This is a genomic window from Pseudomonas sp. W4I3 (assembly GCF_030816195.1).
Lineage (GTDB): Bacteria > Pseudomonadota > Gammaproteobacteria > Pseudomonadales > Pseudomonadaceae > Aquipseudomonas.
Genome location: NZ_JAUSXS010000001.1, coordinates 3,602,486 through 3,618,974 on the forward strand (window position 1 = coordinate 3,602,486; position 16,489 = coordinate 3,618,974).

Annotated in this window: 11 protein-coding genes; 1 reads left to right on the forward strand and 10 read right to left on the reverse strand. The window is 61.9% G+C overall.

What is annotated here, in order from left to right; translation table 11 throughout:
- Positions 1–38: 38 nt before the first annotated feature.
- The 9 genes from QF045_RS16465 to QF045_RS16505 form a co-directional block, all read right to left on the reverse strand.
- Positions 39–2,996, reverse strand: coding sequence for an autotransporter serine protease (locus QF045_RS16465; protein ID WP_306493143.1), 2,958 nt, complete (start codon positions 2,994–2,996; stop codon positions 39–41).
- Positions 2,997–3,154: 158 nt separating this feature from the next.
- Complete coding sequence (locus QF045_RS16470; protein WP_306493144.1) at positions 3,155–4,495, reverse strand: TolC family outer membrane protein; 1,341 nt, start codon at positions 4,493–4,495, stop codon at positions 3,155–3,157.
- Positions 4,496–4,497: 2 nt separating this feature from the next.
- On the reverse strand, positions 4,498–5,790 hold the full coding sequence (locus QF045_RS16475; protein ID WP_306493145.1) for an HlyD family type I secretion periplasmic adaptor subunit: 1,293 nt from the start codon (positions 5,788–5,790) through the stop codon (positions 4,498–4,500).
- Positions 5,791–5,881: 91 nt separating this feature from the next.
- A complete protein-coding gene (locus QF045_RS16480; protein WP_306493146.1) occupies positions 5,882–7,624 on the reverse strand; it encodes a type I secretion system permease/ATPase in 1,743 nt (580 codons plus the stop codon).
- 103 nt (positions 7,625–7,727) lie between these two features.
- A complete protein-coding gene (locus tag QF045_RS16485; protein WP_306493147.1) occupies positions 7,728–8,081 on the reverse strand; it encodes a protease inhibitor Inh/omp19 family protein in 354 nt (117 codons plus the stop codon).
- Between the two features lie 46 nt (positions 8,082–8,127).
- Positions 8,128–9,561 (reverse strand): serralysin family metalloprotease, encoded by a 1,434-nt coding sequence (locus QF045_RS16490; protein WP_306493148.1) that lies wholly within the window; start codon positions 9,559–9,561, stop codon positions 8,128–8,130.
- A gap of 400 nt (positions 9,562–9,961) precedes the next feature.
- A complete protein-coding gene (locus tag QF045_RS16495; RefSeq protein ID WP_306493149.1) occupies positions 9,962–11,041 on the reverse strand; it encodes a polyamine ABC transporter substrate-binding protein in 1,080 nt (359 codons plus the stop codon).
- A 37-nt stretch (positions 11,042–11,078) separates the two neighbouring features.
- The gene (locus QF045_RS16500) at positions 11,079–12,485 is read right to left on the reverse strand and encodes an FAD-binding oxidoreductase (RefSeq protein WP_306493150.1); all 1,407 of its coding nucleotides are present in this window, start codon (positions 12,483–12,485) and stop codon (positions 11,079–11,081) included.
- A gap of 49 nt (positions 12,486–12,534) precedes the next feature.
- Complete coding sequence (locus QF045_RS16505; RefSeq protein ID WP_306493151.1) at positions 12,535–13,344, reverse strand: AraC family transcriptional regulator; 810 nt, start codon at positions 13,342–13,344, stop codon at positions 12,535–12,537.
- Positions 13,345–13,597: 253 nt separating this feature from the next.
- Between QF045_RS16505 and QF045_RS16510 the strand changes: the two genes are divergently transcribed.
- The gene (locus QF045_RS16510; RefSeq protein ID WP_306493152.1) at positions 13,598–13,870 is read left to right on the forward strand and encodes a DUF1652 domain-containing protein; all 273 of its coding nucleotides are present in this window, start codon (positions 13,598–13,600) and stop codon (positions 13,868–13,870) included.
- A gap of 75 nt (positions 13,871–13,945) precedes the next feature.
- On the opposite strand, the gene QF045_RS16515 is transcribed toward QF045_RS16510, so the two are convergent.
- Positions 13,946–16,393 carry a UvrD-helicase domain-containing protein gene (locus QF045_RS16515; protein ID WP_306493153.1) on the reverse strand — a complete coding sequence of 816 codons (2,448 nt, stop codon included), beginning with the start codon at positions 16,391–16,393 and terminating at the stop codon, positions 13,946–13,948.
- Positions 16,394–16,489: the final 96 nt, after the last annotated feature.

The window sequence follows — 16,489 nt, forward strand, 5'->3', positions numbered from 1 at the left end:
GTATGTGAATCGATTCCAATGTGGGAGGGGGTGTGCCTTTAGAACTGCCAGTTCAGGCTCAGCCCCACGCCCTGGGTTTTCTCGCGACCACCCAATTGGCCGTTGTAATCCAGGTTGACCCGTGTCGACGGGCTCAGCGCCAGGCTCGCCTGCACGCCCACCAGCGCGGCATCGCGCAGCAACGGTGCGCTGCGTACGTCGAATGAAGGCCCACCGGCGACAAACGCCAGGTGTTCTTCGGACTCGACGGCAGTCAGGCTGTGTTGCCAGCCCAGGGAACCCGACAGCTCAAGCTGCTGGTGGTCATTGAGTGCCAGGGTTTTCAGCGCCCGCACGCCCAGGGTGCCGAGCACCGCATCGCGTCGATCGCTGCCGCGCTCAAGAGCCGCCGCGGCGCCTTTTTCGTGGAACGAATCACTGTCCAGGTGCACGTAGGCCAGGTTGGCGAAGGGCTCCAATGCCAGCGGTTGCAGGTGAATGCGGTACGCGGCTTCGGTGAACACTTGCGCGGTACTGGCGTCCAGCTTGGTCTTCTGCTTGCCGCCGACTTCGCCGTATTGCAGATCACGCTTCACATCGCCGCGATGCCAGCTGTAGGCACCGCCGACGCTGACCCGCCAGTCGCCCAGCTCACGCCCGGCATAGGCGCCGAAGTGATAGCTGTCGATGGACGCCGAGGAGTGAGTGCCGCTGCCCAGGCTCAGTGAGCTGTCGCTGTAACCGGCCACTACGCCGACGCGGGTCTGCTCGTCCAGCGCGCCGTCGACGCCGGCCAGCAAGCCGCCGATGGACGTGGTGGAACCCGCCGTTTCACCGCGGTTGTCCGACTTGCCCCAGGCGCCCAGGGCCTTGAGCCACAGATTGCTTTCACCGGCCACCGGCGTGTGGCGCAAGCGCTCGCCTACCGCGTCACGCAGTTGGCGGCTGTCGTTGATCAACATCGCGCCCACGGCCGGGTAGATTTCACCGGACAGCTGCTGCAAGCCCTGTTGCGCCGTGGCAATCGAGTCTGACTGCAACAGGCTTTCGTACACGGGGTTGCCGGCGCCGAGTTGCTCGGCGGCAGCGGCAACGGCGCGCTGGTTGCGGGTGGCGCCGACGCTGGCAAAGCTGGCATCGTTGCGCCCCACCGCCAGCTGCACGCCGTTGGCGGCATAGTCCAGGGTGCCGCCCAGGAACAGGTAGTTCGGCAGCACTTGGCCGAACTGACCCTGGATGCCGCCGGCCGCTTCAAGAATCGAGTACTGACGACCGATCAGGCTCCGGGCCTGGCTTTGGCTCAACAAAGTCGAGCTGTTTTCCAGGGCCAGGGTCACCGTGCCGCCTCCCAGCACCGCCTTGCCGCCTGCAACGATGCGGTCGCTGCTGGTCGGCGTCAGCTCTACGGCGTAGGTGGAGCCCGCGCCCAGGTTCACATCCCCGGCCACCTGCAAGGTGCCTACCGAGTTACCCGGTGCCACGCGCCCGCCGCTGTTCACCGACAGCGCGCCGATACGCCCGGAGCCGCCGAGGGTGCCGCTGTTGTTGACGGTGACGGCCGAGGTCAGCGAGCCGTTCACGGCCAACAGGCCGCCGTTGACGGTCGTTGCGCCGCGGTACGTGCTGTCGCCGCTGAGTACCAGGCTGCCAGCGCCGGACTTGATCAGGCTGCCTTCGTACACACGGTTCGCCGCGGCTTGATCGCGCGCGCTGCCCACGGCGTAGTCGGTCTGGTCCTGCTGGCTGGCCGTGGCGCCCACACCGTTCTGCCAGCCCTTATCGATCAGGGTCTGCTGCCAGGCGCTGTGCTCGGCGCGGTCTTCTGCCTGACGCTGAAGCAGCGCCTGGTCAGACATGCCGTTGCTCCACACATCGCCCTGCCCGGCCGCGAGGTTCACGTCGGTGGCGCCGAGCAGTTGCCCTGGCCCGTGCATCGCGCGGCCCAGGTCCGGCACGCCCCAGCCGACAATGGCGTTGGGCGCCTGGGTGATCGAGCCGTCAAGTTGCGTGGCGGTGGTCAGCAGCACCTGCAACGCCTGCTCGTTGGTCATATACGGGTAGCGCTCCATCACCAGCGCCAACGCACCCGTGGCATGGGGCGCCGACATCGAGGTGCCGGATTTCACGCCGTAACCGCCGTCGGGGATGGTGCTGTTGATCAGCGCACCGGGGGTGGAGATGCACCAGTACTTGGCGATGCCACACTTGTTGTATTTCTGGTTGTTGGCCTTATCCAGCCCCGACACCGCCAGCCAGTGGCCTTCCAGTTCCGGTTGGAAGTACGGCAAGGCCGAGCGCACGCTGGCGTTCGCGTAACCGCTGTTGCCGGCGCTGAACACGTTGATCACCCCCGCCTTGGCCACATCCGCCGCCGCATCCAGCCAGGTGCCACGGTTGTAGTGCTGGGCATAGGCTGCATGCAGATCGCCCAGGGTCTGGTAGCTCACGTCCTTGGGCTGACTGCCCCAACTGTTGTTAATGGCGCGTACGCCGGAATCCACCAGGGCGCTGTACACCGCCTTGAAATATTTGGGGTCCGGGGTGGGGCCGAACAGGAAGCTGTCGTTGGCATTGGTGTTGCCGACAAAAACCTGGGCGTTATACGCCACGCCATGCATGCCCACGCCGTCGCGCGCCGCGCCCATGGTGCCGGTGACGTGAGTACCGTGAGAGTCGTTGTTCGGGTTGAGCGCACCCGTGGTGCTGAACGCACTGCCATCGACGTAAGTGCCGCTGGCCGTGACCGGATGGAAGCGGTCTTTGGACGCTTCGGGGTGATTGGGATCAAAGCCCGAGTCCAGCGCGCCGATCTTCACGCCATTGCCGCTGATGCCGGCGGCATAGGCTTCATCGGCCTTCATGCGCCCCAGGCCCCAGTCGCTCTGGTATTCGGCGGAGCGCCAGCTGGCGGGGTCCCCCAGTTGGCCGGTCTCGGCATATTGCGCCTGTGCCGCAACGGACAGCAGCAGCAATGAGCCTGCGGTGAAGGGTTTGAAACGTGGTGAATCCGTGATCATCCGTACACTCCTGTTTATTGTTATTCGCCGCTTCCTGTAGGAGCGAGGCGGGCGGCTAGCCCTTGCTCGCGAAGGACGCATAGGCGCCGCGTCTCTCCAAGATGCCCGTGCCATCGCTGACGTTTTTCGCGAGCAAGGGCTAGCCGCCCGCCTCGCTCCTACAGTTTTCGATCCGGGCCGAAGGCTTCGTCCACCTTGGCCAGGTCGGTGTCACGCAAGTTGCCCGCGTAGTAGTGCAATTTGGTCCAGGCCATCAGGTAGTCGTACCGCGCCTGGGCGAGGTCGCGGCGGGTGCTGTAGAGCTGCTGCTCGGCATTGAGGGCATCGAGGTTGACCCGCTCGCCGCCGAGGATGCTTTGCTTGGTCGACACCACCAGTGCCTCGGCGGAAGCCAGGGCCTTTTGATAGGCGCGCAGCTTGCTCACCCCCGACAGGCACGCGCTGAACTGGCGGCGCAGTTCGATCAGGGTTTCGCGGGTCTTGCCTTCCAGTTCGTACTCGGCCTGCTCCATGGCGCGACTGGCCTGGCGCGTGGACGCCGAGATACCGCCACCGGCGTACAGCGGCACGCTGACTTCAACCCCGATGGTGTTGGTGTCGTAGCGCTGGTTGTAGGTGTTGCCGCTGTCGGACTCCTGCTTGCGCGAACTGGCGTAGGCAGTCACCTTCGGCAAATGCCCGGCGCGGTTGCGTTCCACTTCATAGCGCGCCACTTCCAGTGCCTGGCGCTGGGAGGCCAGCGTCGGGTTGTTGCTGATGGCCAGCTCATGCCAGGTGTCGTAATTGGCCGGCGTCAGGGTGAAGGCGGCGAAACTCTGGTTCAGCGGTGCCAGGTCGTCGATGTTGACGCTTTGCACGCCAATCAACGCGCCCAACTCGCGCAACGACGCATCCTGCTCATCCAGGGCCTGGATCTCTTCGGCGGTGGCCAGCTCATAGCGCGATTCGGCTTCGAGGATATCGGTGCGGGTGCCCTCGCCTTGCTGGAACAGGTGTTGGTTCTGCTGGAACTGTTGCTCGAAGGCTTTTTTCTTGGCGCGGGCAATGTCGATCTGGTCCTGGGCGAACAACGCCTGGGTGTAGTAGCTCAACACGCGCACCAACAGCGCTTGGCTCTTGTCCCGAAAGCTTTCATCGGCAAACAAAGCCTGGGCCACGCCCTTGCGGTAGTTGGCATAGGCTTCGTAGTCGAACAGCGGCTGCTGCAGGCTGAAGGTGGAGCCGTAGCTGTTGTAGTTGCGGTCGTCGCGGTAGCTGCCTCCGCGCCCATCGGGCAGGTGCGCCTCGGAATTGTTGCGGCCCTTGTTGTAGTTGTACGACAGCTTGGGCAGAAGACCTGCGCGGCCGATGGTGCGGTTTTCCAGGCCGGCGTCGCGTTCCTTGATCGCGCCGAGGAACACCGGGTCATTGCGCAGGGCTTGCTCGTAGACATCGAACGGGCCCATGGCGGCGTGTGCACTGGCGCAACTGAAGAGCAAGGCGATGAACACAGGTTTCATGCTCATTCCTCGGTCAACGCGGAGCCGGCGCGATCGAGCAGCGGCTTGAACAGGTAGTTGAGCAATGACCGCTCGCCGGTGCGCACGAACATCTCGGCGGGCATGCCGGGCTTGATCACCAGGCCGTGGAGTTTTTCCAGCGCCGCCTCGCTGACCGTGGTGCGCAGCACGTAATAGGGTGCGCCGGTCTTCTCATCGAGCATCTGGTCAGCCGAAATCAGGCTCACCTCCCCCGGCACCCGTGGCGTGCGGCTCTGGTTGAAGGCGGTGAAGAGGATGTCCACCGGCAAGTGCGTGCCGACCTTGTCCACCAGGTGCACCGGCAAATGCCCCTCCACTTCCAGGCGCGTGCCTTGGGGCACGATCTCCAGCAGGGTTTCACCGGCGCGCACCACGGCGCCTTCGGTGTGTACGCCGAGGTTGACCGCGATGCCATCGGCCGGCGCATTGATTTCGCTGTGCTGCAGGTCGAACCCGGCGGAGGTGAGTTGCTGCTCCAGGGTCAGGCTGCGCAATTGCGCATCGGCCAGTTGGCTGCGCACTTCCTTTTGATACTCCTCGCTGTGCTGCTGCAATTTGAGGCGCGATTCGACAATGCCCTGCTCCACGCGGCCACTTTCGCCGGCGTTTTGCGCCAGGTCCTGCTGCACCTGGGACAACTGGCGCTGATAGTCCATCAGCCGGTTGCGCGGGATGTAGCCATTGTCGGCCAGCGGTTGCAGGTTGCTCAGTTGGTCACGCAGGGATTGCGCCTGGGCGGTCAGGTCGCTGCGGGCGCGGCGCATGCCGCCCAACTGCGACGTGGCGCCATCGATGCTGGCACGAATGCCGGCCTGCTCACGGGCAAAAGCTTCGCGCCGGCTGCTGAACAGTTGGCGTTGGCCTTCGAGCACCAGCGCCAGGGCCGGGTCGGGGTTGCCGCTCAGTTCAGCCGGAAAACGCACGCCGGGCAGGTTGTCGCGCTCACTCTGCCAGCGGGCGGCGCTGGCCCAGGCCATGCGGTACTGGGCTTGCAGCGATTGCACGTCGGCCTGGTGCTGGGTCTGGTCGAGACGAAACAGCGGCTGGCCCTGCTTCACCACCTCGCCTTCGCGCACCAGTATCCGGCTGACCACACCGGGGCTGAGGGTTTGCACGGCCTTGCGCTTGCCCGACACCACCACCGTGCCTTGCACCGGGATGCCCTGATCCAGCGGCGCCAGGCTGGCCCAGAGGAAAAAACCTCCGGCGCCCACCACGGTCAGCAGCCAGCCCATGCGAACGAAGAAACGTGCGTCGTGTTGTTCGTAAATCATGCAAGTATCCTTACTGCTTGACGCAAAACATGTAGGAGCGAGCTTGCTCGCGAAAAACCCACAAGCACCGTGTGTATCCAATCGGAGCGCGTCATCGTTGACGACTTTCGCGAGCAAGCTCGCTCCTACCGCCGGGTTTTTCCTTCGGTGCCTCCTGCTGGCCGGACAAGGCGCGCAGCACTTCCTGGCTGGGTCCGAACGCCTGCAACTGGCCTTCATTGAGGATCAGCAGCTTGTCGGCCTGGGCCAATGCAGAAGAACGGTGGGTGACCAGCACCACGCTGCTGCCCTGGGCCTTCATCTGCACGATGGCGCTGGCCAGCGCAGCTTCGCCGACGGTGTCGAGGTTAGAGTTGGGCTCATCCAGCACGATCAACCGCGGGTTGCCATACAGCGCACGGGCCAGGGCCACGCGTTGCTTCTGCCCGCCTGACAGGCCGCCGCCGTTGTCGCCCAGCACGGTGTCGTAGCCTTGGGGCAGGCGCAGGATCAGTTCGTGCACCCCGGCCTGTTGCGCCGCTTTCACGACCCACTCCGGGTCGGCCTGGCGAAAGCGTGCGATGTTGTCGGCGATGCTGCCGCTGAACAGCTCGATGTCCTGGGGCAGGTAGCCGATATACGGGCCGAGGTCGTCGCGGTCCCAACGGTGGATGTCCGCGCCGTCCAGGCGCACGGTACCCGCCAGGGTCGGCCACACGCCCACCAGCACGCGGGCCAGCGTGGATTTACCCGAGCCCGAGGCGCCGAGCACGCCCAGCACTTCGCCGGCGCCGAGGTTGAAGCTGATGTGATGCAGGCTGGCCAGACGCCGACCGGGCGGGCCGGCGCTGACCTGTTCGAAGCTCACCTGGCCCTTGGGCGCCGGCAACGTCATGTGCTCGCCTTCCGGCGGGAACTCACGCAGCAGCTCGTCGAGGCGCTGGTACGCCAGCTTGGCCGAACTCCACTGCTTCCATACGGCGATCAGTTGGTCGATGGGGCTGAGCACCCGGCCCATCAGGATGGACCCGGCAATCATCATGCCCGCGGTCATATCGCCCTTGATCACCAGCAGCGCGCCAAGGCCCAGCACCAGCGATTGCAGGCACAGGCGCAGGGACTTGCTCAGGGAGGTGATCACCGAGCCGGTGTCGCTGGCCTTGTTCTGCAAACCGAGGAACTGCGAATGCACCGCGAACCAACGCTGGCGCAGTGCTCCGAGCATGCCCATGGCCTGGATGGTTTCGGCATTGTGCAAATGGCTGGTGGCCAACTGCGTCGACTGTTGGGAGAAACCGCTGGCTTCGCCCAGCGGCTTTTTGGTCAGGTATTCGTTGAGGCAAGCCAGGCCGATCAGCAGCACTGCCCCGGCGGTAGCCAGTACACCCAGCCACACATTGAACAGGAAAATCACGAACAGGTAGATCGGAAACCACGGCGCATCGAAAAACGCGAACAGCGCAGGTCCGGTAATGAACTGGCGAATGTGGGTCAGGTCGCCGAGGGACTGCCCGGCATGCCCCTGGCCGCGTTGCAGGTTGCGTTCGAACGCGGCCTTGTAGACGCGCAAATTGAAACGTCGCTCCAAAGCGCTGCCGATGCGTATCACGACAAAACTGCGGATAACTTCCAACAGACCAATAAAGGCAAAGAACCCCACGACCATCAACGTCAACATCACCAGGGTGGTTTCATTCTGGGAGGACAATACGCGGTCGTACACTTGCAGCATGTAAATCGAGGGCACCAGCATCAACAGGTTAATCAGCGCGGTAAAACAGCCAATGCTGATCAAGATGCTCTTGTATTCACCCAGCGCCTTGAACAAGGGTGCAACGGTATGGGGCTTGGCCATATCTTCTTTATCTTCCCTGAACCCAGTTTGCGCGCAATAGTTGCCTACCCCCTGAATAAGGAGCGGCCAACTAAAAAATTAAGTTATAAGGTTATAACCGGAACTAAGGCGTGCGTTGCAACACAACTAGGGCACCCGATTTAGTCCGCGCCTGATATTCGCCCTCCTTCTGGCGATTCAGATGCGTAATCCCGCTGCCTTCGGCGTTCATCAGCCAGATACCGTCCGGCGTCGGCGACCAGCTCCGCGGTTCGTCCCCCAGCCATTGCGCGACACATGCCACATCGCCACCCAGGCGGTTGGCCTGCTCCAGCAGGTCCAGCGCACACACCTGCTCCCCCTGGTGCAACTGCCAATGCCCCGCCAACTGCGCGGTGGTGGGTAAAACAAGACTGCTCGCCATTGCATGGGCTCCTGCCGACACGATCAATAAGGTGAACCATTTGAAACGCTGCATTTTTGGCTCCAGCCTGGAACGCGGCGCCGAAGCGCCGCGCTTTACATCACGCCACGATGTCGCTGGCGGCCGCCTGGCCAACGGTGGTGACGAGGAAATCCGCCACGCCGTGCCCGGAGAAGTCCACCGCCAACGTCCCCAGGTTGGTACCTGAGGCGTAGGACAGCACCGCATCGCCGGCATGCCCGGTGAAGGCATTGACGAAGGTCACGCCTGCGCCCTTGGTGATGCCGGACAGGTCGATCTTGTCTGAACCGGAGGTGAAGTCAAAGATCTTGTCCGCCGCCCCTGGCTTGGAATCGGACACGGCACCGAACACAAAGGTGTCGCTGCCTGCGCCGCCCCAGAGTTGGTCCGCCCCGCCGCCACCGTAGATGAGGTCGTTACCGGCCCCGCCCTTGATGAGGTTGGCAACCTGGTTACCAATGATCAGGTCGTTGCCCGAGCCGCCAAAGGCGTTCTCGACCGTCACGCCCTTGGCGATGGACACGTTGCCTACCAGGCCGCCAACGTCGGAGAACGAGGCCGCATTGAGGTTGATCTTCTGGTTCTGGGTGAAGCCGGAGAAGTCCAGGGTGTCATTGCCTCCACCGTCCCATACCGAGAACACCAGCTTGTCGGCATTGGAGGTGGCGCTGAGGAAATCGCGCCCGGTGTTGGAGTTGAAACCGTAGGTGGTGTCACCGGCGCGGGTGTTGAAGTTGGCACCGTAGAGCTTCTGGATCGCGGCGATGTCGTCGATCAGCGGCCCCGACGCATAAGCCTCGACCCCGCCTTTGCTGAAGTTCTGGTTGGTGTTGCTCTCGCTCCAGTAACTCATGACGCTATAGCCACGCGTGTCCTGTCCATAGGTCGCGTCGTTGTAGGTCGGGTTGCCATTCCCGGCGTTGTAGTCGCCAGGGTGAGCCAGGCCCAGGGTGTGGCCGATTTCGTGGGTCAGGGTCTGCCGGCCATAATTGTTCAGGTCCGGGGTCTTGTTCGGCGTGTAGCTGCTGTTGGTGAGATACCACGAGGTGCCGTCGTAGCCTGCGCCGGTACCGGGCAGGTAAGCGAACGCCGCCGCGCCGTCCTGGCCGCCGCTGTAGTTGCCGAAGGTCATGTGTGCGTCACCGCCCGAAGCCTTTTCGGTAAAGGTCACGTTGGCGACGTCCGACCAGGATTGCATGGCCAGTGCGGCCTGTGCTTTCTGCTGGGTGTTGAATTGGCTGAAGCCGGAGATGCCATGTTTGTTCATGGTGCTCTGGGTAGCCGAGGTGAGGAAGGTGTAGGTCAGATCGATCTTGCCGTTGCCATCAACGTCCCGATACGCGGCACCGTCCCGCAGCAGCTGGGTCGCTGCCTGGTCCACGCTGTAGGACGGTTTGCCATTGACCGTAAGGTTGCCACCACGGTCATACAAATGGCTGAAGCTATCGATTTGCGAGTAAGCAGTGCTGGCTTGCGCGGCAGATACAATAGCCTTGTCTTTTACTTTTGACATAAACGTACTTCCTTGTTTGCAAGTGCATCAGTCTTTGTTCGATAGGAACCTCGCGGGCGAGGATAGTCCTATCACTCACCTCTTTTGAAGGCGTAAGAAAACTGACACAACTTGAAATCTTTCGTCTACACATATTTCAGTGGAAAAAAGCTGACCCGAATTCAACTTGATGAAGTCCCCGCGTAGTGTTTGTTGGGCACTGTTGTGTTTGCGGCCCGGAATCGGGCCGAGAGATATTTAAATATTAAATACACGTTAAGCCGCTCTAGTGAGCACCCCGCTGAAATAAGGGATCCAATATATTGTCATGGTGTCATTAGCGACATTAAAGAGCCACTACTTGAACTATTAACTGCCTTGTCCCCTGTTACCGGGACATCGGGCCGAGTTAAACCTGTGCTTATCGTCCAGTGCGGATGGTATTCCACACCCGTGTACGAATCCGGTCGATATTCAAAGGCATGGCTTGCAGCGCAAACAATTTGCCCATCATTTCCGGGCTGGGGTAGACCTTGGTGTCCGCCTTGATCGCCGGGTCCACCAGGCTATCGGCCGCCTGGTTACCATTGGCGTAGTGCACGTAGTTGGTGATGCCGGCCATCACCTCTGGGCGCAGCAGGTAGTTCATGAATGCGTAACCGGCCTGTTCGTTTGGCGCGTCGGCGGGCATGGCGACCATGTCAAACCAGATCGCCGCGCCTTCTCTGGGGATGTTGTAGCCGATGTTCACGCCATTTTTGGCTTCCCTGGCGCGGCTTTCAGCCTGCAGGATGTCGCCGGAAAAGCCGACGGCCACGCAGATATCGCCGTTGGCCAGGTCGGCGGTGTATTTCGATGAGTGGAAATAGGCGACATAGGGGCGCACTTTCATCAACAGGTCTTCGGCCTTTCTGTAGTCCTCGGCCTTTTTGCTGTGGTGCGGCAAGCCCAGGTAGTTCAGCGCCGCTGGCAGCAACTCCGGGCCGTTGTCGAGGATCGCTACCCCGCACTTCTGCAGCTTGGCCATGTTTTCCGGCTTGAAGATCAGGTCCCAGGAATCCACCGGAGCGTTGTCACCCAATACCGCCCTGACCTTGTCGATGTTGTAGCCGATGCCGGTGCTGCCCCACAGGTAGGGGAAACCGTGGGCATTGCCCGGATCGTTGCTTTCCAGGGCCTTGAGCAGCACCGGGTTGAGGTTTTTCCAGTTGGGCAACTGGCGCTTGTCGAGGGCCTTCAGCGCCCCGCCCTCAATCTGCCGCGCCATGAAGTGGTTGGACGGGAATACCACGTCATAACCGGACTTGCCTGTCATCAACTTGCCATCGAGGGTTTCGTTGCTGTCGTAGACGTCGTAGGTGAAACCGATGCCGGTTTCTTTCTGAAAATTGCGCGTGGTGTCCGGCGCGATGTAATCCGACCAGTTGTAGATTTTTACCGACTCGGCGGCCTGGCAGACAGAGGCCGCCCACATCAAGGGCAACAGGGCAATGACTTTCATGGTTGGGTTTCCTGGCGGTGTTTGGGAGTGGAACGGCTCAGTGCATGAAACCTTCCATGAAGCCCGCCACGCTGGTCGCCAGCTTGCGGCGCCAAGGTGCCGTATTGGGGTTGGCCAATACCTGGTCTTCATGAACGAAACTGCGGATGATCGCGTTGTAGCCCAGCCAGCGGCAGGGTTCAGGCTCCCAGGCTTTCAACGCCTTGAGCCCACGTTCGCGAATCACCCAGGGCTGGTAGATCAGTGGTGTGTCGAGGCCCAGAATCAGGTCGGCCAAGGTGCGGCCCCCCAGATTGGTGGCGCCGACACCCTCCCCGCCATACCCGCCGGACAGCGCGATACCGGTTGCGGGATCGCAGAGCATGTGGGGGCGAAAGCGGCGTGACATGCCGAGGTTGCCACCCCAGGAATGGGTAATCCGCACCTTCTTGAGTTGTGGGAAGAGTTCGCCGAACAGGTAACGACGCAGCGCTACTTCACTGTCGGTCAAGTCGAAGTCATGCCGTAGCTTGCCAGCGAACTGATAGCCACCGCGTGCGCCGAACACCAGGCGATTGTCCAGCGTGCGCTGACCGTAGGTGACCTGCCGGCTGCTCTCGCCAAACGCCTGGCCGTGGCTCAGGCCGATGTCATCCCAGGCACTGGCGGGCAACGGTTCGGTGGCGACCATCAAGCTTTGCACCGGCAGTTGGTAGCGGCCCAGTGGCGGCAAGGTCTTGGCGTAGCCCTCGACCGCCGGCACCACCCACGTGGCGCGCACACCGGCCTTGGCGGTGCGCAGGGCGCCGGATTGCCAATGGGTCACCGGGCTTTGTTCGTAGAGGCTCACGCCCATGTCCTCAACCACCCGCGCCAGGCCACGCACCAGTTTGGCCGGGTTGATGGTCGCCACATGAGGCGCATGGATCCCCCCGTAAGGTTTGGCGATGCGGATCTGTTCGGCCAGTTGTTGAGGGCTCAGCCAGCGGTAGTCGGCTTCGGTGAGGCCTTGATCGTAGAGTTTGTCGAGGTAACGGCGCAGGCTGCGCTCTTGCTCCGGGTAACGCGCCGCGCAGTACAGCGCGCCCCCTTTGCGATAGTCACAATCGATGCCTTCGCGGGCCAGCACCTGGGCCACTTCATCGGGAATACCGTGCAGCAGGTCGAACGAGGCGCGACGCTGTTCGGGCGTAAGCCCCGCCAGCAGGCGATCTTCGCCGAGCAGGTTGCCCATCAGCCAGCCGCCGTTGCGGCCGGACGCACCAAAACCGGCGGTTTGCGCTTCGATGATTGCGACCTTCAACTGCGGCGCCTGGCGCTTGAGGTAATAGGCGGTCCACAGGCCGGTGTAGCCGGCGCCGATAATGGCCACGTCGACGTCCAGGTCATGCTCCAGGCACGGCCGCGCCTGCAACGGGTCGTCCAGTTGGTCCATCCATAAGCTGATCGTGCGCCAGGCCTGCATGCCCTGTTCCCCTGCCTCGTTTCGATAGGGTCGATCCTAGAGCGCGGCCTTATTGGCTGTCTTGCGCGCGTGCACGCAGAGAAATTTGTTTGACGTAGGCCTTGGGCGATTGGCCCGTATGCTGGCGAAAGGCGCTATAGAACGCCGACAACGAATTGAAGCCGGCGGCAAAGGCCAGGTCGTCGACCTTGGTCGTTTGCGCCGCGTGCTCCAGTGCCCCCAGCAAGTGCTGAAGCCGGGCCTGGTTGACGTAACGGTAGAAGCTCTGCCCCAGCACTTGATTGAGCAGGTAGGAAATCTGATTACGGCTGTAGCCACATTCCTTGGCGACGCGCTGGAGGTCCAGTTCCGGGTCCAGGTAGGGTTGCTGCTGTTGGAAATACTGCTGCAGGTCGTTGGCCATATGCCCCAATTGCTGGGGCGAAAGGCCCAGCCGGCTGACCGTGGGGCGCAGGGCCTGAGTGGGCTGCTCGTGCACCAGCGAAGCGTACTCGTTGACGCGCCAGATCAGCCCATCGCGCACGGTGATGGCCTCACTGGTGCGAAACGACACCAACCCCTGGCCACCTCGCAACGTAATGCGGTACTGGATAACCGCCGTATCGCCATCGGCACGAATGCGGTCGGTGTGCTCAATGGCCTCGTCAGCCCCGCGTGGCATGCTCGCTTGCAGGTATTGGCGCAGTTCAGCGTATGCCACCACGCGGTTCTGGAAGAAATCGTGGTACTGAATCTCGGGATGGTAGTAGGCCATCACCCCGTCGAGGTCACGATGGCGCCAGCACAGGTGATGGCGCAGGACCAGCTCGCGGGTAGCGTGGGTCGTGTGGCAGTCATCGTCCGGGGCGAGGTCGGGCATACACGGCTCCACGGTGGATAAGCGCATGAGAGTGCCGAAAGTGAACGGCGTGTTCAATGGCCTGGGGCGACTTCTGACTAATGGCCCTTTGCCTAATCCAAAACAGGACTTGATCCAAGTCAATGCCCGGTGAAGAACCGCCGAACGGGCCTGAAAAAGTCGCCTCGCACTTGCGAACGAATGCTATTTTGAATGTACGACGCCATGACCACTGAAGGCCCTGGCCCCTGCCGCGAGCTAAAGGAAGCGCTCAATGAACAAGGTAGGCAACATGAACAAAGTGACATTTCCCAACGCTTGCCAGTTGATGCGCTGGCATTTTCATCCGATGGGCTTCGAGGGGAGTATGGACGCCCCAGGCAGCATGGTCGCCCGCCTGTTCGACCGTTCCAGCGGCGAGACGCTGATCGCTATCGCCGGCATTCCCTGTGCCACCGTGATGAACGCCGCTGATGTGGAGCGCATCATCGAGGCGGTGGAAGATGAGCTGGAGTGTTTTGTGCCGCCGTTGTCGTTGCGGGCCTGATCGAGGCCCCAAACCTGTGAGATCAACTGTGGGAGGGGGCAGCCCCCTCCCACATTCAGATCGAGTTCATCCCGCTCAACCGCGTTGATCGTCAAAGAACGCTTTCCTGCCGTCCACCCGCTCCGACGCCCTTGGCACATTCACCGCCTGGCCTTCGGGCTTTTCCACATACCAATAGCAGTGGCTTACCGCTCGGGTGATACCGACGTAGGCCAGACGCAGCACTTCATCTTTTTGTGCGGTGTCGTACGCCTCACTGTTGCCTTCCTTGCCCAGGCCCGCCATACGGTAGACCTGGTTCTTGTAGGGCGAGCTGGTGAGGTGCTGGCAGTCACCCAGTAGAAAGACTGAATCCGCCTGCAGGCCCTTGGCGCTGTGGTAGGTCAGTTGTTTCAGCCTTCGCGCCTGGGGTGGCAAGCTCGAATCCAGATTAACTACAGCCTGAATATGCTCTTGTATCAATAATTTATCGCTGCTTTTGCGATACAACATTAACACCGTATCGCCCTGCTGATAGCGTTCGAGTAACTGCCGCGCCAGCGCGGCGTCGTCGCGCTCGCGCACTACCACGGGCACCAATGCCTTGGGTTCGCCGCAAGCCTTCGCCTTCTTGCCCGGAATCGCCGGGGCACTGCGCACGATGTGCTCGGCAGCGTCGATGATGTGTTGGTGGCTGCGGTAATTCTCACCCAGCATCACGCGGGTGGTGCTCGGCGATGGGAACTCCTTGTTGAATTCCATGAAGTACTGGGGCGAGCTGCCGCGCCAGCCGTAGATCGACTGCCAGTCATCGCCCACACATAAGAGTGATGAACGCTGCGCCCCGCGCCCCACGTGCATGGCCGGGCCACGGCTGCGGATTTCGCGCAGGCTGGCGCGAATCCACGAGACAATCTGCGGTGAAACGTCTTGGAACTCGTCGATCATCAAGTGCGACATGGGCCGCAGCAGCGGATCACTGAGCAGCTTGAGGTTCTCCGGGGTATTTTCGCCAAATAACGAGAACATGCGGTTGTAGGTCATGATCGGCGGCGACTGATCAAGCAAGTGATCTTCCAGGGCTTTCCAGAAAATACCCAGGGCTTCAAAGAACAAGCGGTCCGGGTCGTCCTTGGGGAAGCTCATCCCCCCCACGGCAGTCGGCACATCCAAACCGAGGTTCTCGATAAAACCGGCGGCCATGACAAAGCTGTCCAGTAGCGGCGCCGAAGCCAGCTCACCCTTGACCTTGTAATCGAACCCAGGCCCTGCCGTGGCATCGCCTGCCAAGCTAGTTAACACTTTTCTTGAAGTTTCGTAGCTATCCAACCATATCAAAGGTTTACGACAGAAAGCTTGAAACAGGGTGCGCTTTACCGCCCACTCTGCGCGCACTGACAACTTGGAATTCGGTCGGCTGATCTGGGCGTTTTCCCGCGGATCAAAGCCCAGCACTACCCAGGCATCCAGCTCAGGGATATAGCCATGGCAGTGGAACTGCGCGCCGTTGATCTCGACCCGCTGCCGGCTCGGCTCGATACCCGCGATTGGCCAGGCACCGGCGCGAAACCACAGATCCTCGATGACGTCACAGAGTTCTTCATCGCGCTTGGCCGCCAGTTCGGTTACCGCTGCGCGCTTCTGCACATCCGGATGATCGCGCTCCAGCTCCTTGAGCTGCAGCCCGTGGCGCGCCAGCGGTGCGATCAGCTCGCGAAACCGCGCATGGCTGCCGTGCAAACGGTGATAGCAGGCGTTCATCTGTTGGCGCTGGGCGTCGTTGATGCGCAGGTCGAACGGGTTGCTGTCAGCGTCTTCGAACCCGGCACTGAGGTTCTCGAACGCCTGCAGTCGCTCAAAGCCCGGCAAGCTGCGTACCATCGGCAGGATGCGCGAGTGAAAGGTGCGCACCACCGCCTGGGCTTCTTTCTGGCCAAGGGGTTGGCCCCACAGGGTAAGGATTTCCATGAGCTTGTTGATGAAGTCTTTGCGCGACTCACGGGTGAAGGTCACCACCGTCATTGAGCTCAGCTCAAAGCCCAGGTAATGGGTCAGCAGCAGGATGCGCAGCACCAGCGAGGTCGACTTGCCCGCGCCGGCACCGGCAATTACCGAGGTGGACGGCGTGTCGCTGAAGATCATCTTCCATTGCGCGACGCTGGGCTGGGCGTGGGCAGGCAATAAACGTGCAACGTCGGCCTTCATGCGCTTTTTGATTTCAGGGGTGAGCGGCAGTCGCCAATCGTCGAACAGGCTGTCATCAATGCCGGGAGCACGGTGTTCATCGCTGCGAAAATCGCGAATCAGCAGGACCTGTCGGCCTTCCTCCACCCCCTCTGCCTTGCCTTCGCGGTAACCGTACTCCACGCCTGCTTCGTGCCCGCTGCGAAAACCGTCGGCCTGGCCATGCAGCCAGGAGAACCGGTGCTGCGCGCGCAAACGGGTGAGGCCGTGGCCGAACAGGCGCGCGGCGAGCCGTTTCAACAACGGCATTTCAGCCAGAGGGCGCAGTTCAGGGGGCAGATCAGGCTGTGGGTGCGGCACGCGGACTCCTGCGATGAGCTTGGTTCTAACGGTGCGCCATGGTCGCCGGAATCGCCGCTCAGTTCCAGCCAAATGCTTTGATGTCATGCAGTTAGG

Bases quoted from the DNA above. Each gene is read 5' to 3' on its own strand.
- QF045_RS16480 (WP_306493146.1), bottom strand. From the start codon at position 7,624: ATGGCCAAGCCCCATACCGTTGCACCCTTGTTCAAGGCGCTGGGTGAA.
- QF045_RS16510 (WP_306493152.1), top strand. From the start codon at position 13,598: ATGAACAAGGTAGGCAACATGAACAAAGTGACATTTCCCAACGCTTGC.
- QF045_RS16485 (WP_306493147.1), bottom strand. From the start codon at position 8,081: ATGCAGCGTTTCAAATGGTTCACCTTATTGATCGTGTCGGCAGGAGCC.
- QF045_RS16490 (WP_306493148.1), bottom strand. From the start codon at position 9,561: ATGTCAAAAGTAAAAGACAAGGCTATTGTATCTGCCGCGCAAGCCAGC.
- QF045_RS16470 (WP_306493144.1), bottom strand. From the start codon at position 4,495: ATGAAACCTGTGTTCATCGCCTTGCTCTTCAGTTGCGCCAGTGCACAC.
- QF045_RS16495 (WP_306493149.1), bottom strand. From the start codon at position 11,041: ATGAAAGTCATTGCCCTGTTGCCCTTGATGTGGGCGGCCTCTGTCTGC.
- QF045_RS16500 (WP_306493150.1), bottom strand. From the start codon at position 12,485: ATGCAGGCCTGGCGCACGATCAGCTTATGGATGGACCAACTGGACGAC.
- QF045_RS16475 (WP_306493145.1), bottom strand. From the start codon at position 5,790: ATGATTTACGAACAACACGACGCACGTTTCTTCGTTCGCATGGGCTGG.
- QF045_RS16505 (WP_306493151.1), bottom strand. From the start codon at position 13,344: ATGCCCGACCTCGCCCCGGACGATGACTGCCACACGACCCACGCTACC.
- QF045_RS16465 (WP_306493143.1), bottom strand. From the start codon at position 2,996: ATGATCACGGATTCACCACGTTTCAAACCCTTCACCGCAGGCTCATTG.